Annotated in this window: 17 protein-coding genes; 4 read left to right on the forward strand and 13 right to left on the reverse strand. The window is 65.4% G+C overall.

The window, feature by feature from the left end:
* Positions 1 to 72 precede the first annotated feature (72 nt).
* From DL237_RS11265 to DL237_RS11285, 5 genes are all read right to left on the reverse strand, one after another.
* A complete protein-coding gene (locus DL237_RS11265) occupies positions 73 to 4,071 on the reverse strand; it encodes a non-ribosomal peptide synthetase (protein ID WP_233544960.1) in 3,999 nt (1,332 codons plus the stop codon).
* The gene (locus tag DL237_RS11270) at positions 4,068 to 4,316 is read right to left on the reverse strand and encodes a phosphopantetheine-binding protein (protein ID WP_119399176.1); all 249 of its coding nucleotides are present in this window, start codon (positions 4,314 to 4,316) and stop codon (positions 4,068 to 4,070) included. The genes DL237_RS11265 and DL237_RS11270 overlap by 4 nt, the downstream gene beginning before the upstream one ends.
* On the reverse strand, positions 4,313 to 5,962 hold the full coding sequence (locus DL237_RS11275; protein ID WP_119399177.1) for a (2,3-dihydroxybenzoyl)adenylate synthase: 1,650 nt from the start codon (positions 5,960 to 5,962) through the stop codon (positions 4,313 to 4,315). The genes DL237_RS11270 and DL237_RS11275 overlap by 4 nt, the downstream gene beginning before the upstream one ends.
* Before the next feature lie 166 nt (positions 5,963 to 6,128).
* On the reverse strand, positions 6,129 to 7,550 hold the full coding sequence (locus tag DL237_RS11280) for a YncE family protein (RefSeq protein WP_158585625.1): 1,422 nt from the start codon (positions 7,548 to 7,550) through the stop codon (positions 6,129 to 6,131).
* Between the two features lie 394 nt (positions 7,551 to 7,944).
* Positions 7,945 to 8,742, reverse strand: a complete 798-nt coding sequence (locus tag DL237_RS11285) for an alpha/beta hydrolase (protein WP_158585626.1) — start codon at positions 8,740 to 8,742, stop codon at positions 7,945 to 7,947.
* A 177-nt stretch (positions 8,743 to 8,919) separates the two neighbouring features.
* Between DL237_RS11285 and htpX the strand changes: the two genes are divergently transcribed.
* On the forward strand, positions 8,920 to 9,942 hold the full coding sequence (gene htpX / locus DL237_RS11290) for a zinc metalloprotease HtpX (RefSeq protein WP_119399180.1): 1,023 nt from the start codon (positions 8,920 to 8,922) through the stop codon (positions 9,940 to 9,942).
* Between the two features lie 348 nt (positions 9,943 to 10,290).
* Here the strand turns inward: htpX and DL237_RS11295 are convergent, their stop codons facing one another.
* From DL237_RS11295 to DL237_RS11325, 8 genes are all read right to left on the reverse strand, one after another.
* Positions 10,291 to 11,940 carry a dihydroxyacetone kinase subunit DhaK gene (locus tag DL237_RS11295; protein WP_119399181.1) on the reverse strand — a complete coding sequence of 550 codons (1,650 nt, stop codon included), beginning with the start codon at positions 11,938 to 11,940 and terminating at the stop codon, positions 10,291 to 10,293.
* 10 nt (positions 11,941 to 11,950) lie between these two features.
* Positions 11,951 to 12,943: an ABC transporter ATP-binding protein gene (locus DL237_RS11300; RefSeq protein WP_119399182.1), complete on the reverse strand. Its 993-nt coding sequence runs from the start codon at positions 12,941 to 12,943 to the stop codon at positions 11,951 to 11,953.
* Complete coding sequence (locus tag DL237_RS11305; protein ID WP_119399183.1) at positions 12,936 to 14,033, reverse strand: ABC transporter ATP-binding protein; 1,098 nt, start codon at positions 14,031 to 14,033, stop codon at positions 12,936 to 12,938. Before DL237_RS11305 ends, DL237_RS11300 begins: the two co-directional genes overlap by 8 nt.
* A gap of 3 nt (positions 14,034 to 14,036) precedes the next feature.
* The gene (locus tag DL237_RS20730) at positions 14,037 to 14,213 is read right to left on the reverse strand and encodes a hypothetical protein (RefSeq protein ID WP_199672065.1); all 177 of its coding nucleotides are present in this window, start codon (positions 14,211 to 14,213) and stop codon (positions 14,037 to 14,039) included.
* On the reverse strand, positions 14,210 to 15,145 hold the full coding sequence (locus tag DL237_RS11310) for a carbohydrate ABC transporter permease (protein WP_119399184.1): 936 nt from the start codon (positions 15,143 to 15,145) through the stop codon (positions 14,210 to 14,212). Before DL237_RS11310 ends, DL237_RS20730 begins: the two co-directional genes overlap by 4 nt.
* Entirely contained in the window at positions 15,142 to 16,089 is a 948-nt protein-coding gene (locus DL237_RS11315; RefSeq protein WP_119399185.1) for a carbohydrate ABC transporter permease, read from the reverse strand. The genes DL237_RS11310 and DL237_RS11315 overlap by 4 nt, the downstream gene beginning before the upstream one ends.
* An 83-nt stretch (positions 16,090 to 16,172) precedes the next feature.
* Positions 16,173 to 17,498, reverse strand: coding sequence for an ABC transporter substrate-binding protein (locus tag DL237_RS11320; RefSeq protein WP_119399186.1), 1,326 nt, complete (start codon positions 17,496 to 17,498; stop codon positions 16,173 to 16,175).
* Between the two features lie 136 nt (positions 17,499 to 17,634).
* On the reverse strand, positions 17,635 to 18,690 hold the full coding sequence (locus DL237_RS11325; RefSeq protein ID WP_233544961.1) for a LacI family DNA-binding transcriptional regulator: 1,056 nt from the start codon (positions 18,688 to 18,690) through the stop codon (positions 17,635 to 17,637).
* A 200-nt stretch (positions 18,691 to 18,890) separates the two neighbouring features.
* Here DL237_RS11325 and DL237_RS11330 point away from each other — a divergent pair, with 200 nt between their 5' ends.
* From DL237_RS11330 to DL237_RS11340, 3 genes are all read left to right on the forward strand, one after another.
* On the forward strand, positions 18,891 to 19,970 hold the full coding sequence (locus DL237_RS11330; RefSeq protein WP_233544962.1) for an alpha-hydroxy acid oxidase: 1,080 nt from the start codon (positions 18,891 to 18,893) through the stop codon (positions 19,968 to 19,970).
* Between the two features lie 185 nt (positions 19,971 to 20,155).
* Positions 20,156 to 20,740 carry a TRAP transporter small permease subunit gene (locus DL237_RS11335; protein ID WP_119399321.1) on the forward strand — a complete coding sequence of 195 codons (585 nt, stop codon included), beginning with the start codon at positions 20,156 to 20,158 and terminating at the stop codon, positions 20,738 to 20,740.
* Positions 20,740 to 22,131, forward strand: coding sequence for a TRAP transporter large permease (locus tag DL237_RS11340; protein WP_119399189.1), 1,392 nt, complete (start codon positions 20,740 to 20,742; stop codon positions 22,129 to 22,131). The genes DL237_RS11335 and DL237_RS11340 overlap by 1 nt, the downstream gene beginning before the upstream one ends.
* Positions 22,132 to 22,142: the final 11 nt, after the last annotated feature.

Consider the following 22,142-nt stretch of genomic DNA (forward strand, 5'->3'; position numbering starts at 1 on the left):
GGATGCTATCGCCTGTATGTCATGATTTCCCGCGCAGACGTCAAAGCAATTGCCGTGAGCCGCACAAATGACCTAGCGCTGATGGGCAAGACGCGCCCGCCGGTGCGCCCCATCCACCCCCGCTGTCGCGCCATCGCCCGTATTCTGAGCCTTCGTATTATGACCCTTCGCGTCCTGATCAGGCATCGCGCGTAGCGCCTGCGCAACCAGCGTGCAGTTGGCGTCCGACACCACATCGGCGTGGCGGCAATCCAGCTCAAGCACCCGCACACCACCGGCATAGGGGGACCACAGCTGTGGATGGCGTCCGGTTCCGGCGTGATCCAGCCGGGCATGGACATGCAGCAGCGGCGCGTCAACCCGACGCTCGACATGGGTCCGCACCAGACGGTTGGTCTGCTGGACCGACCGCACGACGCCGTGTTGCACCGCCTCGGGCAATTGCCCCAGCGGATGCCCGGTTTCGCGCAGGAACCCCAGGATATCGGCGCGGGTCACCAGATGCGGATAGGCATCGGGGTCATGCCCGGCGATGGCCAGCAGGGCGCGGATCGCCGCGCCTTCGTCCGGCTCAGGCTCGTTGCGCCAGCATTCCGACGGATAGGCATCCAGCAGCACCAGCTGGCCGACCGCGCGCCCGCGCGCCTCTGCCTCGGCTGCGATGGCATGGGCGATGATCCCGCCCAGTGACCAGCCCAGCAGGTTGATCGGCCCCTCGGGCATCAGCGCCTCGATCCGGTCGCAGTAATCGCGCGCCAGCGCCGACAGGCTGTCGGGCTCGGGCGCGTCGGGGTCCAGCAGGGGCGATTGCACACCGACCACCTCGGCCCCGTCCAGGGCCCGCGCGAGGCCACGATAGCACCATGCGATACCGCCTGCGGGGTGGATCGCGAACAGGCGGCGTGGTGCGCCGCCCTTGCGCGGTGACAGGTGCACCACCGGGCCAAGCCCGTCGTCATGCTGCGCCTCAGCCTCCAGTCGGCGGGCCAGATCGGCCAGCACCGGCACCTCGAACAGGGTGCCCAGACCTGGATCGCGGCCCAATTCCTCCTCCAGCAGCAGCGTCAGGCGCACGGCCTTCAGGCTGTCGCCACCGGCGGCAAAGAAATCCGTCTCGGGTCCGGCAGGTTCGGGCAGGCCCAGCACCTCGGCATAGGCCGCGCCCAGCACCGTCTCGATCCCGTCGCGCAGGGCGCGCGCGGGGGCCGAGGCATCCAGTTGCGGCGCGGGCAGCGCCTTGCGGTCCAGCTTGCCACTCGGGTTCAGCGGAAAGGCGTCCAGCGGCACGATGGCGGCGGGCATCATCATCGCGGGCAGGCGGGCGGAAAGGGCCTCTCGGATCGCGGTGACCTCGACGCCCGCGCGGGGCACCACATAGGCCACCAGTTGCGCCTGACCGAGGTGATCGGCAGGGGCCAGAACGGCGGCCTGCGCGACCAGGCCCGTGCCCTCCAGCACCGCCTCGATCTCGCCCAGCTCGATGCGCACGCCACGGATCTTTACCTGATGATCGGCGCGCCCGATATAGGTCAGCGTGCCATCTGCGCTGGCAAAGGCCAGGTCGCCGGTGTCATACATCCGTGCGCCGGGCACAAAGGGGTCGGGGGGGAAACGCTCCTCCGTCAGGTCGGGCTGGCCGAGGTACCCGCGCGCCAGTTGACGCCCGCCAAGGTACAGCCGCCCCGCCACGCCATCGGGCACGGGCCGCCCGCGCGGGTCCAGCAGGTAGGTGCGCGTGTTCCAGACAGGCACCCCAATGGGAACCGAGGCTCCGGGTTCGTCCGCCCGTGCCTCGCGATAGGTCACGTCGACGGCCGCCTCGGTCGGGCCATAGAGGTTGTGCAGACGGCCCTTGATCCGGGCGTGGAACTGCGCGGCCAAGTGCGCCGGCAGCGCCTCTCCGCTGGCGAAAACGCGCGCGATACGAAGGCCGTGGGACGCAGGCGCGGCCAGAAACAGCGCCAGCATGGAGGGCACGAAATGCAATGTCGTGATGGCATGGTCGCGGATCAGCCCGGCCAGCGCCGACGGGTCGCGATGCGCGCCGGGCGGCGCGACGACCAGCGTGGCCCCGCACAGGAACGGCAGAAAGAACTCCCAGACCGAAACATCAAAGGTCGCCGGGGTTTTTTGCAGGATGCGGTCACCGGGGCCAAATCCGTATTCGTCCTGCATCCACAGCAGGCGATTGACGATGGCGTCATGTTCGATCACCACCCCCTTTGGCCTGCCGGTCGACCCCGACGTGAACAGCACGTAGGCCGGATCATGCGGGCCGGGGGCCGTCGGCGCGGCCTGCGGGCCGGTGCCCCAATCCGCGGGCGGCAGGATGCCTGCGGTGTGGCCCGCCGCGTCGAAATCGGCCTCGGCCAGGATCACCTTGGGGTTGGCCCGCGCCAGCATGTCGGCCCGCCGCCCCGAGGCATCCTCGGGGTCGAGCGGGACATAGGCCGCCCCGGCGCGGATCACGCCCTGTAGCGCCACGATCAGCGCGACCGACCGCGGCAGCGCCACCGCCACCACGTCGCCCGGCCCGATCCCCTGCCCCGCCAGATGCCGCGCAAGGGCATCGCTGCGCTGGTCCAGCGCGGCATAGCTCAGACGTTCGGTGCCAAAGACCAGCGCCTCGGCCTCCGGCGTGGCCTGCACCTGCGCGCGGGTCAGCGCGACCAGCGTGGTTTCCGGCACCGGATGGTCGGTGGCGTTGCGCGCAAAAAGATGCTGCGCCGTCTCGGCCTGCGTCAGCGTCGCCACCTCTGCCAGCGTCGCGGCGTCCAGCGCGGCCTCGATAAAGGTGGCCAGCCGCGTCGCATGGGCCTGCGTCGTCGCAAGGTCATAGAGCGCCGGGTTGCAATCGGCCTGCACCAACAGCCCCGCGCGACCATCGCCCCGGAAACAAAAGGTAATGTCGTCGACCGACCCCGCACCAAGGATCTGCAACTGCGTCTCAAGCCCCGCCATCTGCGGTGTCGCATCGAACGGCAGCACGTTGACCAGCGGCCCGTGCAGGCGCTTGCCCGCACCGATCCGGTGCATTTCCCGCCGCAGCGCCTCTCCGCGATACTTGCCGTGGCGGCGCATCGCCGCCATGCCCTGCGCCGCCTGCACCAGCCACTCGGCCAGCGGCAGATCCTCGTGCACCACCAGCCGCAGCGGCAGCACGTTGACCAGCGTACAGGGCACCCGCGCGGCCTTGCTGCCCATGCGGTTCATCAGCGGCATCCCCAGAACGACCTCGCGCGGCAGGTCCTCTTCGCCCGGCGCGACGGGCAGGCAGCGGGCCACGTAGGCCCCCGCCAGCGCGCTCAGCACATCGGCCCAGTTCAGCCCGACCTCTGCCGCCAGCCCATGCAGCCGGTCCCGCGCGGCGGCGCTCATCGGCACTTCGGCGCGGTGGAACCAGCGGTCGCTGACCGGCTCGCCCGCCGCCATCCCCTCGATCGTGCCGAGGGTTGCCAGCGTCTCGTGCCAATAGGCGCGGTCCTTGTCGCGTTTCGGGCTGGCAAGGTATGTCGCCTCGGCCTCCAGCGACTGCGCGTAGGGCGGAAAACCCGGCGCCGCCGCGCGCCCCGTGCAGGTCGCGGAATACAGCTCGGCCAGGCGGTTGGTGATCAGCACCATGGCATAGCCGTCGGCGGCAAGATGATGAATACGCTCGCTCAGGATATGATGCCCGGGCGCCAGCACCCACAGGGTAAAGCCCGCGACCGGACCATGTGTCAGATCGACGGGGCCCTTCGCCTCGGCCTCGATGGCGGCGGCGGCCGCTGCTTCGGGGTCTGCCTCGCCCGACAGATCGCGCACCACCAGCGCCGGGGCACCGCCCGCTGCCAGCCACTGTACGGGTCCGTCCTGTCCCTCGGCAAAGCGCAGCGACAGGCACTCGGCCTCGGCCCCGACCTGCGCCACGGCGGCCCGCAGCGCAGCGACATCCAGCGGGCCACGCATCGTCAGCGCCTGCCCGGTCATGAACACCGGGCTGCCCATGTCGCGGCGCTGCGCGTACCAGATGCCCTTCTGGGCCTCGCTCAGCGGCTGCGCGTGCGCCGGGACAGGGGGCAGATGTGTCACGCCGATTGCGCCTGTTCTGCGATCAGCCACCAGTCGTCCAACGTCTCGGCCTCCATGAAACGCGCGAAATCGAGGCCCTGAATGACCTCGCCCCACTGCATCAGCAACGTCATCACCTGCATCGAATCCAGCCCCTGATCCACCAGGCTTTCGTCCGCCTCGATCTCCTCTGGGGCCAGGCCGATCTGGGCGGCGATATCCGCGCGCATCTGGTCCTTGGTCAGGACTTGGATCATTTGGCTCATGTGGTTTCCGTTTCGCTTGTGCTTTTCGCTTCATCCGCCAGCACCTCGGTGCGCAACTGCTGGCGCAGGTGGCGGCGGGAAATCTTGCCGACGGCGGTGGTGCCGAAACTGTCGATCAGCCGTATCTCGTCCGGGATCTTGAACGCCGCGATCTGGCGGGCGCGCATGAACTTGCGAATGTCCAGCGGGCGCGGTGCGGCGCCATCGCGCGGCTTGACGAAGGCACAGATGCGTTCGCCCAGATGGGCATCGGGGATAGACACCACCACGGCATCAAAGACGTCGGGATGCGCCAGCAGGTGATCCTCCACCTCCTCGGCCGAGATCTTTTCGCCGGCGCGGTTGATGTGATCGCCGGCGCGCCCCTGCACCACCAGATGCCCCGAGGGCTGGCGCGCCACGATATCGCCGGTGCGGTAATATCCATCCTCGAAACTGCGGGCATTGGCGGCAGGTTCGTCGTGATAGGCGGAAATCGTGTAAGGCCCGCGCGTCAGCAGGTGGCCCGGCACGCCATCGGGCACCGGCTGGCCATCGTCGTCCAGCACCAGTATCTCATCATCCGGGCTGATCGGGCGGCCCTGCGTCGTCACGATGACCTCTTCATCGTCATCAAGGCGGGTATAGTTCACCAGCCCCTCGGCCATGCCAAAGACCTGTTGCAGCGTGCAGCCCAGCACCGGGCGCACCCGGCGGGCGGATTCGGGCAGGAACTTGGCCCCGCCAACCTGCAACACCTGCAACGACGACAGATCCGGCTGCATCTTCTGCGCCGCATCCAGCCACAGCAGCGCCAGCGGCGGCACCAGCGCGGTGATCGTGACGCCTTCCTTGGCGATCAGCGGAAAGGCCGCATCAGGCACGGGCGACGGGCACAGAACCACGGTGGCACCGGCATAGAATGCGCCGAACGTGCCCGGGCTGGACATGGTGAAATTATGCGCCACCGGCAGCACGGCCATATAGACGGACTCGGGCCCCAGCCCGCAGATGCGCGCGCTTTCACGCAAGCTGTAGATATAGTCGTCATGGGTGCGCGGGATCAGCTTGGACAACCCCGTCGACCCGCCACTGATCTGCGAAAATGCCACCGCCTGCGGATCGGGATCGGCGGGCAGACGCGCGGGGTCTGCCGCAATGCCGATCATCGCGTGATGGGTCGGCCCCGCCTCGCCCGCGACGATCACGTGGCGCAGGGTGGGCACGGCCCCGGCCAGCTCATCGGCAAGCCCGCGATAGTCAAAGCCGTCTGCCTTGTCGGGAATGATCATCGCGCGCGCCTCGGACCGGGTCAGCAGATGCTCGACCTCGGTGCGGCGATGCGCCGGCAGCGCATAGACGGGGATCAGCCCGGCGGCGAACAGGCCGAAGGCCGCGCGGAAAAAGTCGGGCGTATTGCCCAGTTGCACCAGCACCCGGTCACCGGGCGTCAGCCCAAGGTCCAGCAGACCCGCGCCAAAGCGGCGCGCCTGGTCGTTCAGTTCAAGGTAGGTGATCCGCTGATCGCGCCAGACCAGCGCGGTCCGGTCGGGGTGATCGGCGGCGCGAGCGCGCAGCAAGGCCGGAAACGTCTCGCCCTGCCAATAGCCGCGTGCGCGGTAACGCTCGGCCCGGTCCTGCGGCCATGTCTGAGAGAGGGGTTTCATATGGCGCGTCTCCGTCAGGGTCCGGTATCAGGTGTCAGGCTTTGGCGGCGGCCTCTGGCGTCTGGTCCGCCGCAAGACCGGCGATTGCCGCAGTGTCGCCCGCGCGAAAAAAGGGGGGGAGGAGGAGGACGGCCGCGACGCATACCGCGCCGCAGCCGACCATTCGTTACATTTTCGGCGTGATCCGCGTGATCATGTCGCCCTTGGCGTCATCCTGCCCCTTGGCCTTGTTGACGACCAGCACGCCGCCCTCGCCGTCCAGCGTCAGGTGGTTGGGAAAGGACCCGATGGGAAGGTTGGCGATCAGGTCGCCGTCCGGGCTCATCACCGCGACGCTGTCCGACGCACGCACGGCGACATAGACGTTGCCGGTGTCGGGATCGATCACGAGGTTCAGCGGGTTGGCCCCGACCGAAACCTGCTTGATCACCTCGCCCGTATCGGCGTTCAGGATCGTCACGTTGTCGCTGCCCTGACCTGCGGTATAGATCTGCTTGCGCTCCGCATCATAGGCCACGCCGATGGTGCTGTCGGATCCCGGCACGTCAAATACCGCCGTCTGTTCACCACTGGCCAGATCGACCCGCGCAACCTCGTTGCTGCCCAGACTGGACACGAACAGCGCATTGCCCGCCGCATCCAGCGCCAGCCCGCCCGTGCCGAATTCACCCCGGCGCTGACCGGATTTCAGCTCGATCACACCGGCAGGTTCCAGCGTCTTGGCGTCGAACACATGCACCTCGGGCACGAACGTGGCCGAAACATAGGCCTTGCCATCCAGCAGCACGACATCGCGGGGATGCGGCACCAGGCCGGCGTCGAACTGCTTGATCAGCGAAAGGTCGTCCGCGGAATAGACCGCGACGGTGTTCTGGCGCGTGTTGGTCACCCAGACCTGGCCCAGATCCTCTTCGACACCGACGCCGTAGACGGCAAAGACACCGCCCCCGGCGTCGTCTGCCGCAGGTGTCACGCTCGCCAGTTGCTCAAGCGTCGCGGCGTCCAGCTTGATCAGCTGGCTGGTCTCGACTGGCGGGCGCCCAACGGCCGAGGTCACGAAGACCGCGCCCAGCGTATTGGATTCGGCCACCTGGTACAGTCCCGCCGCCAGCTTCTGGCTGAGGATATCATAGGCCTCTGCCCCCATTTCCCCCAGGTTGGGCGAAACCTTGACGTCGAAGGTCGTCGCATAGGGCGGGTTCTGAAGTTCGGCCACGACGGGATAGGTGCCCGTCTGCGCCGTGTCGGGGATCTGAACCGTGGTGCTGAAGGCGCCCTTGTCGTCCGCCGTCAGCGGCGCCCCGTCATTCAGCGCAACGCCGCTCTGGCGCAGCACGACCTGCTGACCGGGGGCAAGGCCGGACCCGGTGATCCGTGCTTCGCCGCCGGGCACGATCGGGCCGCGGTCGGGGCCGCTGGCCCCCAGCCTCCCGTGAAAGCTGCCCAGTTCGCTGAACGCCGTCTGCGCCTGTGCGGCGGTCCCGGCGACGGCCATCAGACCGACCAGGGCGGCGGCGATCAGCCAGCCTCCCCGCGGCCCGACCTGTGGCCCAACCTGCGGCCCGACCTGCGGACGTGCCTGCGCCATACCTGCGGAAATCCTCATGAAATCAACCTTTCGCTGCTGAGAAGGCCTGCCCTGTGGCGGCCTCCGATCAAATGGTCCGATCCTTGTTTGCTGCAGCGATGCTGTGGCTGGTCGGGCGTTTGACGCGCCCGCGCGGGGGCCAAGGCCGTCCCCGCCCCTCCTGTCGCCCTGCCTGCCCCTGGCCGAGGAACGGCGGTGCAAACATGGCGTCCGCAGGACGAACAGCCGCAGGCATAATAATCCCGAGCAAGACAGTCAACTATTACCGTGCCGCCTCCGCGTTCACGTGATGATGAGGTCGCCCGGACATCCCCCGCAACCCGCCGCAAGGCCGCCCCATGCGCGACCACACGACACCACCCGACCCGCAGCTTCTGCCCCCGGGCCCCGCCCGCTATCCGCCGGTTCCCGCAAACCCCCGCAGCGTCTCGCGCAGCGACGCGCCAAAGGCCTCGCCATGGCTGAGGCCGGGAAACACCGTCAGCCCGCCCGGATTGCCCGCCCGCGCCAGATCCGCCGCCAGCTCGGCATGAGAGTCGGGCGGCAGGGCGGCGCGCATCCGGATGAAGGGTTTGACGTCCTCGCCCGGTGGCAGGCTGGCGCGCTCACGCTCGGCCCCGCCAAGGTGCAGATCCAGTGGGGCGGATGGACGCGCGCCCAAGGCCAGCGCGGCATGGACCGCAAAGCGATAGCGCATGTCATCCCACCACAGCGACGGGCTGGCGGACACAAAGTGGCTGAACCACGCCCCCTCGGGCTGAAGGGCGCTGCGCAGCACGAACAAGCCGCCAAAGCTGTGCCCCCAAAGCGTGCGCCGCGCCGGATCGACCGGAACCAGCGCCTCGGCACGGGGCAGGATCACGCCGGTGATCAGATCATGAAACACCGCCGCGCCCCCCGCAGGGCGCCCATGCGTGTCGTACACGGCGCGGCCATCGGGATCGGGCGGCGTGTAATCGCGCGCCCGCTCGGCCGAGGCAAAGCGGCGCTCGGTGTCATAGCCGATGGCGACGATCACGGGCGCACCGGGCCGGGCCATCGCGCCTTCGGGCAGCTGTTCCACCACCGCCCTGCCGTCCAGCGCATAGAGCACCGGATACCCCTCGGGCGGCGGCGGCGCCTCGGGGCGCAGCACGGTGATCAGGTAGTCGGCACCGGGTTTCGGGGCCGGCAGGTTGAAATCTTCACGCACGTCAGGCTCCGAACCAGTTTGCAAAGGGGGCCGCTGCCCCTGCTAGCACGCGGGCAGCCCCACCCACCAGACCCGCCCGGTGATGGGCAAGTGATCGCCCACACATTGCACGCCGTCGCGCCCGACATATATCCATACCAATCGCGCAGCGGCGCGGGCTGACCCGGAGACAGGACAATGGGATATTTCAAGACGGCCGCCCTGATGGCCGCAATGACAGCACTGTTCATGGGCCTCGGCTATCTGCTGGGGGGCAGCGGCGGCATGATCATCGCGCTGGTCGTCGCGGCGTGCATGAACGTCTTTACCTGGTGGAATTCCGACAAGATGGTGCTGCGGATGCACAACGCCCACGCGGTCGGGGCGAACGACCGGCACGGCCTGACGGCGCTGGTGGCGGGCCTTGCGCAGAACGCCGGCATTCCGACGCCCGCCGTCTACATCATCGACTCGGCCCAGCCCAATGCCTTTGCGACCGGTCGCAACCCCGCCAATGCCGCCGTCGCCGTGTCGACCGGCCTGCTGCAGGCCCTGTCGCGCGAAGAACTGGCTGGCGTCGTCGCGCATGAACTGGCGCATATCAAACATCACGACACCGCCATCATGACCGTGACCGCGACCTTCGCGGGTGCCATCTCGATGCTGGCCAACTTTGCCCTGTTCTTTGGCGGCAGCCGTGAACGCCTCGGGTTGATCGGCACCATCGCGATGATGATCTTTGCCCCGATGGCCGCCGCCCTGGTGCAGATGGCCGTCAGCCGCACCCGCGAATATGCCGCCGACAAGGAAGGCGCGGCGATCTGCGGCAACCCTCTCTGGCTGGCCACGGCGCTGGAACGCATCGCCATGGGCGCCGCCCGTGTCGACAACCCCGCCGCCGAGGCGCACCCCGCCACGGCGCATATGTTCATCATCAACCCCCTGCATGGCAACGGACGGGACAAATTGTTCTCGACCCACCCGGCGACCGAAAACCGGGTCGCGGCCCTGCGCGAAATGGCGCGCCAGATGGGGGGAGAGATGGCACGCGGGTTGGGGGCCGCCTCGCCCCGCGCAACGCCGCCCTCCGGCTCGGCACCCTGGGGCGCGAAACGCCCGGCGGCACACGCCCGGCCCCATCCCGACGCGCCCCACCCTGACGCGCCCCATCCTGACGCGCACAAGCCCCGGCGCACTCCCAAGCGCGGCCCCTGGGGCTAGGGGGCTGGCTGGCTATGACCCGGGTCACAGCCGCAGCGCCAACAGGCACCCTACCTTCGACCCTCGCTCTGCGCGGGGGTGCCCGTCACGCCCCCAGACCTGACGGGGGCGCTGGTCGTATGATCTGTCCGGCCTCGGCGCCAGCCCCGCCCGGCCGCCCGTCTCAGTCACCTGTCTCAGTCGCCTGTCTCAGGCGCTTCTCTCAACGGGCCAGCCCTGGTGCCGCGACCCCCGCCGGATCTGGGGCGGTAAAAATACCGACGTGATACCGACAGGATACGGCTGTCTGTACGGACGTCGCAATTTCACCGTTTTTGGGGGCCCAGGCTCCGCCCCGGGCGCAGGTCGTCACCCCGCCTGCTCGCGCGTCTCAGCTGGATTTTCCGCCAGATGCTCGAACAGGCGCGCCACCGCTTCCGCGCCCGGATCGTTGTGCCCGATCAGCCGCTCTGCCGAGATATAGCTGGCCCGCCCTGCCCCGGCCTTTCCCATCGTCGCCGTTGCATCCGCCCCGGCGCGCGCCGCCTTTGCCGCCGCCGCAACCCCATCGCCCAGCGCCGCCAAAGCAGGGGCCAGGGCATCGATCATCGTGCGGTCTCCCGGGGTTGCGCCGCCGACTTCCATCACCCGCGCCAGCCCCGCCTCGAACGCGCGGGTCATGCCGTGGCCACTGGCCGCCGCATCGCCGACGGCCGAGAAATAGATCGCCAGCAGCACCCCGGACGAGCCGCCCATCGTCTGACTCAGCTCGTTGCCGATGGCACGATACAGCTGCGTCAGATCCGCCAGGGGCAGATCGGGAATTGCCGCCTTCAACGCCCGCGCGGCCCCCGCCAATGTCGACCCGGTATCGCCATCGCCCGATTGGGCATCCAGCGCATTCAATTGATCTTCCACGGAAATCAGGACGTCACAGCAGCGCGCAAGAAAGGCACCCGTCACCGCATCAGCCGACGGTTTGGGCCGCAAGGGCGTCAATCCGTCCGGCATCGCCACCACCGAAACCGGCACCACATCGACCAGCGGCGCCCAGGCGTGGGGCGCGACGGGGGCGCGCAGATGCGCTTCGGTTTCCGCGCTCAGCGGCAGCAGCGAAACCGAGAACCCGTGCATGTCGAGCGAGGTCATAAGCGGCGCCGGGCCGATCACGCACCGGATGTCGGCCCCGAGATCCGAGGCCAGCAACTCCGCCGCCAGCACCGACATTTCCAGTGGCGTCGTTGCCCCGAGGTTGTTGATCAGCGCTACCTTCGGCCCTGCCGGACCGGCAGTCGACAGACGCGCGACCATCGTTTCAATGGCCGCACGCGCGCTCGAAAACGGCATCCGCTCCGCACCGCTTTCACCGTGGATTCCCAGGCCCAGCTCAACCTCACCCGCTGCAAAACGCTCGCTCTTGGGCGAACCGGGAACCGTGCAGGTGCCCAACGACATGCCAATCGAGACCGCCCCCCCGATCACCTCACGTGCCGCAGCGGCGACCGCATCCAGCGTCCCCCCCTCCTCGGCAATCGCCCCCGCGATCTTGTGCACGAACAGCGTCCCGGCAATGCCGCGCGGCTGCGGCAGATGCGGCAGGGCAACGTCGTCATCGACGACAACCATCTCCACGTTCAGTCCAAAGGCGCGGGCGCGTTCCGCCGCCAGACCAAAGTTCAGCCGGTCGCCGGTGTAGTTCTTGACGATCAGCAGGCAACCCGCCGGGCCGGTGACCGCCAGGATACCCGCCAGAACCGCCTCGACCGAGGGCGACGCAAAGACATCGCCACAGACCGCCGCCGTCAGCATACCCTGCCCGACAAAGCCCGCATGCGCCGGTTCGTGGCCTGACCCGCCCCCCGACACCAGCGCGACGCGGCTGCGGTCCCAGTCGGTGCGCAGCACGACGCGGATATGGGGATAGCCATCCAGCCGTGCCAGCGCCCCGCCCGAGGCGCGGATCAGCCCGTCGATGGCGTCGGTGACAAGGGTTTCCTTGGTGTTGATGAACTGGGTCATCGCGCTCTCCTCAGATACGCGCACCGGCGGCGTCGAAATAGAGCGCGTCGCGGGGCTGAATGGACACGGTGTCGCCACTGGTCAGCGGCGTATGGGGATCGGCAAGCGTCAGGATGTCGTGGCCCGCAACCGACAGGTGCAGCCGGGTCTGATCGCCCAGATGTTCGACGCGCTGCACGCTGGCGGGCAGGCCATCGCCAAGCGCGATATGTTCAGGGCGCAGGCCGATTGAGGCCGCCCCGGTCGGGCTGCCGCCGAACAGATCCGCAGGCAGCACGTTGATCTTGGGCGTGCCAAGGCGGCTGGCGGCATAGAGGCTGACCGGGTTTTCATAGATCTCGCGTGGGGTGCCGAACTGCACCATATGGCCTTGATCCAGCACCCCGACATGGGTGGCCATGGTCATCGCCTCGACCTGATCATGGGTCACGTAGAGCAGCGTCGCGCCCATCGAGGACTGGATCCGCTTCAGCTCGATCCGCAGGTCGCTGCGCAATTTCGCATCCAGCGAGGACAGCGGTTCATCCATCAGGTAGATCGCCGGATCGCGCACAAGGGCCCGCCCGATCGAGACACGCTGCATCTCGCCTCCCGACAGCGCCGTCGCCTTGTTGTCAAGCTTGTGGGTAATTTGCAGCACCTCGGCGACCTCGGCCACCTTGCGGGCAATGACATCGCGCGGGGTGCGCAGGATCGGAGATTTCAAAGGGAATTCAAGGTTTTCGCGCACGCTCAGATGCGGGTAGAGCGAATATTGCTGAAACACCATCGCCACGTCGCGCTGCGCGGGTGTACGCCCCTGCATGGAACGGCCGTGGATCATCACGTCGCCCCGGTCGGGCCGGTCCAGCCCGGCCACCATGCGCAGGGTCGTCGTCTTGCCCGCACCGGTGGGGCCGAGCAGCACGACGAAGGCCCCGTCGGGGATGGTCAGGGATACATCTGACAGGGCGGTGGTGTCGCCATAGGTCTTGGTGATCTTGTGCAGCGTGACCTCAGCCATGGGACAGCACCTCCTCATTTCCTGCCGACAGCAGCGCGCGGGTGGATTTCGCATCGAACAGCGTCACCGCGCGGGGGTCGAAATCAAGCCCCAGCGTCGTGCCCGTCTGGACCGGATCGCCCGAGGGCGCGCGCGCTTTCAGCGTGCCATGAGCGGTGTCCAGCATGACGATCTGCGTGGTGCCGAGGTATTCGGTGGCGGTGACGCGGGCCCGGTAGCCGCCTTCGGTACGGATGCGAATGTGTTCGGGGCGGATGCCAAAGACCAGATCGCCATTCGCACCTTGCCGTGTCTGCGGGATCTCGCAGCGGTGATCGCCCAGGCCGACATGGGTGTCGCCATGGCTGAGGCTGGCATGAAAGCGCAGAAAGTTCATCGGCGGAGAACCGATGAAATCGGCCACGAACATGGTCGCGGGCCAATCGTAGATCTGCTGCGGCACACCGAACTGTTCGACAACACCGTGGTTCATCACGACGATCTTGTCGCCCATCTGCATCGCCTCGAGCTGGTCATGGGTCACATAGATCGTCGTCGCGCCCATACGGTCATGCAGGGCGCGCAGCTCATGGCTCATATGTTCGCGAAACTCGGCGTCCAGCGCGCCAAGGGGCTCATCCATCAGGAAACATTTCGGATCGCGCACGATGGCGCGGCCCAGGGCGATGCGCTGACGGTCGCCACCCGACAGGCCGCCGACGGGACGGTTGAGTATATCGGTGATGCCGAGAATGCGCGCCACCTCCTCAACCCGGGCATTCGCCTCCCTGCGCTTCATCCCCTGCGAAATCAGCGGATAACGGATATTCTGGCGCACGTTCATATGCGGATAGAGCGCGAACATCTGGAAGACGAAGGCGATGTCGCGCTGGCTGGCGGGTTTCTGGCTGACGTCTTCGCCGCCGATACGGATCTGCCCGGAGGTGGGCAGTTCCAACCCCGCGATCATCCGCAGGGTGGTCGTCTTGCCGCAGCCCGAGGGGCCGAGCAGCATGAAGAATTCGCCGTCCTCGACCGTAAAGGACGAGCTTTGCACGGCGGTGAAACTGCCGAATTCCTTGCGGACGTTTTCAATCAGGATCTGGGCCATGGGTCAGTCCGGGAAATGGCTGACGACGATGAACATCACCGTACCGGTCAGCGTGACAAGAAAGGACCAGGTGTAGAGGCCCAGCACGAAGGGCTGCATCATCATCACGACCCCGAGACAGATCAGGATCGTGGCCAGCATTTCCCACGGGCCCCGGCGGAACAGGCGTTTGCGGCTCATTTGCGGACGGCTCCGAAGGTGATCCCGCGCAGCAGGTGTTTGCGCAGCAGGATGGTGAAGACCATGACCGGAACAAGGAACAGCGTGGCCCCGGCGGCGACGGCGGGCCAGTCCTTGCCCACCCCGATGATCGTGGGGATGAAGGGCGGCGCGGTCTGCGCGGTGCCAGAGGTCAGCAACACCGCGAAGGCATATTCGTTCCAGGAAAAGATCAGGCAGAAGATCGCGGTCGAGGCGATGCCGGTAGCGGCCTGCGGCAGCACGACCTTGGTGAAGGCCTGAAACCGCGTGTAGCCGTCGATCAACGCCGCCTCTTCATATTCGACCGGGATTTCGTCGATGAAGCCCTTCAGCAGCCAGACCGACAGCGACAGGTTCACGCCCGTATAGAGCAGAATCATCCCGAGGTGCGTATCCGACAGGCCCAGTTGGCGGAACATCAGGAAGATCGGGATGGCAACGGCGATGGGGGGCATCATCCGGGTCGACAGGATGAAGAACATCAGATCGTCCTTCAGCGGCACCTTGAAGCGGGAAAACGCGTAAGCCGCCAGCGTGCCAAGGAAAACCGACAGGAAGGTCGACCCGAAGCCGATGATGACCGAGTTCAGGAAGCGTTCTCCGTATCGGCTGGGGCCGGAAATCACCATGTCGTACTGGCGCACGATGCGGTCGTACCAGGTGGCCGGTTCGCCAAGTGCGCTCAGCGCATCGGGCGACATGCGGGTGCGTGTGGTGAATAGGTTGACGTAGCCTTCCAGCGTCGGGTCAAAGATCACCTTCGGCGGATAGGCGATCGCATCCGAGGGCGATTTGAAGCCGGTCGCGATGATCCACAGCAGCGGCAGCAGGGTGATCACCGCGTAAAGGATGACCAGCGTTCCGGCGGTCCATTTCTGGCGGGGCGACGGGTCGGTGACGGAATAGCTCATCTTTCCTTAACCTTGTTCAGCGCCTTGACGTAGATCGAGGCGAGGCCGAAGACGGTGACGAAGAGGATCACCGCATAGGCGCTGGCATAGCCCGTGCGCCATTTCTCGAACGCCTCGCGCTTGAGGTTGATCGAGGTGAGTTCGGTGATGCTGCCGGGACCGCCGCCGGTCAGTTGCACCACCAGGTCGAACATCTTGAAATTCTCGATGCCGCGGAACAGCACCGCCAGCATCAGGAAGGGCAGCGCCATGGGAATTGTGATGGTCCAGAATTGCCGCCATTTGCTGGCACGGTCGCATTCCGCAGCCTCGTAGATCGACTCGGGGATGGAGCGCAGGCCGGCAAGGCAGATCAACATCACGAAGGGCGTCCACATCCATGTGTCGACGATCACGATGGCCCAGGGGGCAAGAGCGACATCCCCGATCATGGAAAACGACGACGGGTCGGCGCCGGTCAGAAAGCCGACGACATAGTTGAACAGGCCGATCTGAGGTTGATAGAGGAAGGTCCAGAAATTGCCGACCACGGCGGGCGACAGCATCATCGGCAGAACGATAATGGTCGTCCACATGTCATTGCCGCGGAATTTCTTGTTGATCAGATAGGCCAGCGTGAAACCGATCAGGACCTGGAGAACCAGCGTCCAGATCAGGAAATGCGCCGTCGCCTGCATCGAATTCCAGATGTCGGGATCGGTCAGGATGCGGCGGTAGTTGCGCAGGCCCACCCATTCGATGTCGGCGCTGGTACGGTTGGCGCGAAAATTTGTCAGGCTCAGGCGGATGGTCCAGATCAGTGGAAAGATGTTGATCGCCAGCAACAGGAAGATCGTCGGGGCGATAAACAACCAGGCGACGGAGCGATCCGACAAACCTTTGATCTTTCGGCCAAGCCTGACCGGAGCCGACGCAGGGACACGGCTGGTCGTTTCATCTGTCATGATGGTGCTTTCGTTCGTGATGTGACGGGCGTTCCGCAATCCGGGCAAGGCGGAGTATGCCCCGCCCGGATCTGAAAACTGCGTTACAGCTTGCCGTCATCCTCGAAGGTTTCGGTCCAGTCCCTGACCAGGCCATCCAACGCGTCTTGCGCCGTGCCGTTGCCTGCGACGACATAGTCGTGAAAGCGGCGCTGCGTGTCCTGCAATAGCGTGGCATAGCTGGGTTCGGCCCAGAAATCCTTCACCACCGCCATCGAGTCCAGGAAAGTCTGGGCGTAGGGCTGGCTCTCGGGGAAATTCGGGTCCAGCGTTACCGCCTTCAGGCAGGAATAGCCGCCCATCGACCACCATTTCGCCTGCACCTCGGGCTGGGCGAACCATTTGATATAGTCGAGCGCGGCATCCTGTTTGCTGGAATAGGACACGACCGAAATTCCCTGCCCGCCCAGCTGCGCGAATTGCTGACCATCCGGGCCTTTCGGATTGACGAAATAGCCCGTCTTGCCCCCGCCGACATTCGCGTCACTCTCGAACCCCGGCCAGGTGAAGGCAAAGTTCATCTGCATCGCCACCTGCCCCGATTTGAAGGCATCGATCCCCTCGCTCATGTAGCCGTTGGACGACCCCGGAGGCGTGCAGCAATCGTAAAGCGCCTTGTAGTATTCCAGACCTGCAACAGCGCCGGCTGAATTGACGAACCCTTCCATCTCATAGGGCTGGTCGGGGTTTTCATACAGAAACCCATAGCTGTAGAGCACATCCATCGCGCCCATGGTGATGCCTTCGGACCCGCGCTCGGTATAGATCGAAGCGCCGTAGACCGTATTGCCGTCAATCTCGCGCCCTTGGAAGAACTCGGCGATGTCCTTCAACGCGTCGAACGTTTCAGGCACAGCAAGGTCACGGCCGTATTTCTCCTTGAATTCGGCCTGAATCTCTGGCTTCTCGAACCAGTCCTTGCGGTAGGTCCAGCCGACAACATCGCCAAAAGCCGGCAACGCCCAGTAGTTCGGCGTGTTCTTGGGCCATTCGGAATAGCCGGTGACCGTCGCGTCGATGAAGTCGGACATCTTGATGCCATTGGCGTCGAAGAAATCATTCATCTTCAGGTAATGGCCGTTTTCGGCGGCCCCACCGATCCACTGGCTGTCGCCGATCATCAGGTCGCACAATTGACCGCCCGAGTTCAGTTCGTTCAGCATCCGGTCGGCAAAATTGGGCCAGGGCACGAATTCGAAGTTCATCGTGTTGCCCGACTGCGCCTCGTAATCCTTGCTGAGTTGCACCAGCGCATTTGCCGGATCCCACGCCGCCCAGCAGAGTGTAAGGTCTTCGGCCGCGGCGCTGGTTGCGCCAAGGCCGGCCAAGGCTGTCACAGCCGTGGCCAACAGATAGTGTGACGTTTTCATTGGATCCTCCCAGATCTCCCCGGCCACTCACCGACCGCTCCCTCCCTTCACGCTATTTGAGGTGCGTACCTCACGTAAAGAAAAATTTGTCGCGCCCCCATGCTGGCAAGGCCAAATCACTGAATTTGAGAGAAACTTAATTTGTCTCCGGTGCCGTATCGATGCGCGGCAGATTCGCCTGCAGAAGGATCTCGATACGGATCCTCTCTTGCGACTCGACCATGGGGGCGTTTTCCGCCTTGGCCCGCAGGACACGCAGAGCGCTGCGAACCAGGTGGCCGATGTCCTGTGTGATGACCGCGCCAAGCTGTCCGGTGATCAGGCCTTGCCGTGTCAGCGCCGTCAGTTCGTGCGCGATGACCACGCATTCACGGTCTATACCATGCGATTTCAGACAACCGAGAGCGGCGGCAGAGGCCGAACTCATCAGGTAGATGGCCCGCAAATCCGGCGTGGCGGCAAGTGCATTGCCAAGAACACGTTCGGTTCTGAGAGGATCGGCATAGGTTTCGATCGTCGGAGAAGCGTGGAGATGCGGGAAATCCGCTTGCAGCACCTCGTCAAAGCCATGCCGCCTGTCCAAGCTGTCGCGCGACTGGATCGTCTCGGCCACGACCAGCACCGCACCCGGCGATGCCCGACAGAACCTGCCTATCAACGTCGCCGCCGTACGGCCCGCATCCGCATCGTTGATCCCGATATAGCGGTCGCGCGCTGCATTGGGCTGGTCCGCGACAAAAGTCACGACCGAAATCCCCCGGTCCTTCACCCGCTGGATGGCGTCACGGGTTTGCGGCGTTTCGGGCGCCATGACGGCGACACCATCCACCTTGTCCCGGGCAAGTCCCTCAAGTGTCTGCACAACACTGAGCGGATCATTTGCCGCAACGCGCACGGTACGCGCGCTCACCCGCTCATGCCTCAGCGCGCTGCTGGCCTCGTCCACCGCTTCCACGATCAGCGACAGGAATTCGTCCTGACGGTCCGGCAGCACGAAGACAAAATCGTAGAACCGTTTCCGCGCCAGCGTCGCCGCCGTCTGATCGCGCACAAAGCCGATGTCGCGGATCGCGTCGTTGACCTTGTCGACGGTCTTTTGGCGCACGCCATCGCGTCCGTTCAGAACCCGGTCGACCGTTGCCAGGCTGACCCCCGCAGCGGCAGCCAGATCCCGTGTCGTTGGTTTGGACATTGCACCTTCATACGTTCGTTGTGTCGGCATCAGCAGATCTGAGGTACGCCAATCAAGCCCCTCGATGCAAGAGAAGGTGTCATTCGCCGATTTTCGTCGAGCGGCGCCAGTGCCCGTGCATGATACTTGAGATTCCCACCGGAAAAGGGCATCACATCAACGACATCAATGACTTCAGCCAGACAGGAACGCGGCACAGCGTGGAGAATTCTGACCCGATACTGTCCTCTCTGGGGGATTACGCGGCGGCGGCCAGACAGGCGATGACGCCGGTGGCTGCGGCTTATTTCATGGGGGGTGCGGGTGATGAGGTTACCCTGGCCCAAAACCGGGCTGCCTATGACCGATACGCGCTGGTGCCGCGCATCCTGACGGGGATGACGGGTGGGTCGACCCGGCTCAGCTTGCTGGGTCGCGAATTGACGCACCCTATTCTGCTGGCCCCTGTCGCCTATCAGCGCATGGCCCACCCCCATGGCGAAAGCGGTACGGCCACGGCCGCCGCCGCATTGGAGGCCCTGATGGTGCTTAGCTGTCAGGCGTCGGAACCGATGGAAGATGTGGCGCGCGCCGGTACCACCTGCCGATGGTTTCAGATCTACATGCAGCCGACCCGTGACGCGACCCTGACGCTGGTGCGACGGGCAGAGGCCGCCGGTTACGAGGCGATCGTGGTGACCGTGGATGCGCCGATCAGCGGTGTGCGCAACAGGGAAATGCGGGTCGGCTACGAACTGCCGGATGGTATCGCCCCCGTGAACCTGCAGGGGCTGCCGCCCCCGCCACCCCTGCCAGAGGGCGGCAACGCCGTGTTTGACCATTTCATGGCCAACGCCCCCGGCTGGGCGGATATCGAATGGCTGAGACGGCAAACAGGTCTGCACCTGATCCTGAAGGGCGTGCTGCACCCGGATGATGCCCGTCGCGCGGTTTCTGCCGGCGCAGACGCGCTGATCGTGTCGAACCACGGCGGGCGGGTGCTGGACACTTCGGTGCCTACGCTGGTTCAGTTGCCTGCGGTCGTCGACGCGGTGCAGGGTGCGGTACCCGTTCTGATGGATGGCGGCATCACCAGAGGGACCGATATCATCAAGGCCCGCGCTCTGGGCGCCACCGCAGTGCTGATCGGTCGCCCCATCGTCGAAGCTCTTTCAGTACGCGGCGCACAGGGGGTCGCGCATATTCTACGCCTGTTGCGTGACGAGCTGGAGATCGCGATGGCGCTGTGCGGCTGTTCCAGTCTGGACATGATCGGGCCGGAACTGCTGCACGAGATGTAGCCCCACTTCCCGCCTCTGACATCAGAGACCGCCCCGCAGCGCGGTTTTGCCCGCCTGACGCCCCTGCATGGTCGGCAAAACGGCCAAAACCCCCTGCAAATTGTCCTGTGGCACCGCCCGCGCCTATTGAAACGCCCCTGTGTTTCATCGTAGCTCGGGGAACCACGAGGGGGACGATACCTATGATGAGATTTCTGAGCGGGACGGCGGCACTGATCAGCCGAATGAACTGGTTGATCGGCCAGATATTTTCCTGGCTGTCCCTCGGGATCGTATTGGTCTGCTTTGTGGTCGTGGTGCTGCGGTACCTGTTTGCAACCAGCTTTGTCTGGCTACAGGACCTCTACATCTGGCTGAACGGCGCAATGTTCACGGCCGTGGCCGGATTTGCCCTGCTCAAGGATGATCACGTCAGGGTCGACATATTTTACCGCCCCGCACGCATACGGACGCGCGCTCTGGTCGACCTGGTCGGCGTCGTGTTCTTCTTGCTGCCCTTCACCTGGATCGTCTACGCCTATTCGCTGCCGTTCGTGCTGCGGTCGTGGTCCTACTTTGAGGGGTCAGCCAACGTGGGCGGCATGGCCGGTCTCTACATTCTCAAGTCGTTCATCATCGCCTTTGCCGTCTTGCTGGCGCTACAGGGCATCGCGATGTTGTGCCGTTCGATCCTGGTTCTGGGCGGGCGCGTCGACCTCGTACCGCCGTCGATGGCTTATCCTGTCAAACCCGCGGACGCCGCGGCCGAAGCCATTGAAGGGGTCCACTGATGGAGCCGGTATTGATTGGCGAGCTTCTCGCCGGGCTGATGTTCTTTGGCATCATCGGATTTCTGCTGCTGGGCTTTCCGGTCGCTTTCACGCTGGCGGGTGTCAGCCTTGGTTTCGGCGCGGTCGGCATGTTCTTTGGTGTCTTCGACCCGTCGAACTTCGGCTCCCTCCCCAACCGCTATATCGGCTTCATGACGAACGAGGTGCTGGTCGCCGTACCTCTGTTCATCTTCATGGGCGTGATGCTGGAGCGATCGCAGATCGCCGAGCAATTGCTGCTGACGATGGGCAAGCTGTTCGGCAACCTGCGCGGCGGCCTGGGTATTTCGGTGATCCTGGTCGGGGCGATGCTGGCGGCCTCGACCGGGGTCGTCGGCGCGACGGTTGTCACGATGGGCCTTATCTCTCTGCCTGCGATGCTGCGGGCCGGGTATGACCCCAAGCTTGCGACAGGCGTCATCTGTGCATCCGGCACCCTGGGTCAGATCATCCCGCCGTCGACCGTGCTGATCTTCATGGGCGACATGCTGTCGGGCATCAATTCTCAGGTGCAAATGGCCAAGGGCAACTTTGCCCCCGTGCCCGTCTCTGTCGGAGACCTGTTCGCCGGGGCGCTGCTGCCTGGCCTGCTGCTCGTCGGGGTCTACCTGGCGTATGTCGTTTTCAAGGCCATTACAGACCCGGAATCCTGCCCTGCAACCCCGGTGCCCCCCGAGGAAAAGAAATACCTGCTGCGCGAATTCATGGTCGCGCTGGTGCCGCCCCTGCTGCTGATCCTTGCTGTGCTCGGGTCGATTCTCGGGGGCATCGCAACGCCAACCGAAGCGGCCTCGGTCGGGGCCGTCGGGGCGATGATACTGGCTGCACTACGCTGGCGACTGTCCTTTTCGATCCTGCACCAGACGGTTGTCAGCACGGCGACAATCACGTCGATGGTCTTTGTCATCCTGCTGGGCGCCTCAGTGTTTTCGGTCGTTTTCCGCCTGATGGGGGGTGACAACCTGGTGCATGAATTCCTGTCGAACCTGCCGGGGGGCCGGATCGGGGCCGTCGCTGTCGTCATGGCCATCATGTTCCTGCTCGGCTTTATCCTCGACACGTTCGAGATCATCTTCATCGTCATTCCCATCACCGCCCCGGTGTTGCTGGCCCTCGATGTCGATCCGGTCTGGCTGGGCGTGCTGGTCGGGGTGAACCTGCAAACATCCTTCCTGACGCCGCCGTTCGGGTTTGCCCTGTTCTATCTGCGCGGCGTCGCCCCGGCGGATCTGCCGACATCGGCCATCTACAAGGGCATCCTGCCCTTCGTCCTGTTGCAGATCGTGGCCATTGCCATCCTGTTCGCGTTTCCGGGCATCGTGACCTGGTTGCCCAGGTTGATCGCCGGCTGACCGGCGGCGAA

This window comes from Pseudooceanicola sediminis, assembly GCF_003575965.1.
Classification (GTDB): Bacteria; Pseudomonadota; Alphaproteobacteria; order Rhodobacterales; family Rhodobacteraceae; genus Pseudooceanicola; species Pseudooceanicola sediminis.